The following is a 316-nucleotide window of genomic DNA, read 5'->3' as shown; positions in this document are numbered from 1 at the left end:
CATGGCCATGAGCTACGCGAGATCGGCTTCAGATCATTCTTCCGCGAGCATGCGCCGGAATTCACGGTGCTGGAGACGCTGGTCAATCTGGAGGCCAACCAGGTGACCCATGATGCGATGATCGATCTTCTGGCGCGGTACCCGGATCTTGCCGGCTGCTACGTCGCCGGCGGCGGCATGGAAGGCGCGGTCTCGGCGCTCAGGGCAGCGAGGCCCGTAAATATGCCGGTGGTCGTCTGCAACGAGATCAACGCCGAGTCGCGCGCGGCGCTCGCCGACAACATCCTGACCATGGTGATTTCGACGCCGCTGGCAG

1 protein-coding gene is annotated in these 316 nt (G+C 63.6%); it reads left to right on the top strand.

Annotated features, from left to right (window positions below):
- The coding region (locus AC0L2O_RS36570) for a substrate-binding domain-containing protein (RefSeq protein WP_473373174.1) at positions 1-316 on the top strand (316 nt) is incomplete at both ends.

The sequence above is a fragment of the Bradyrhizobium sp. Kon10 genome (genome assembly GCF_055807395.1).
This window is presented reverse-complemented; position numbering and strand designations above follow the sequence as displayed.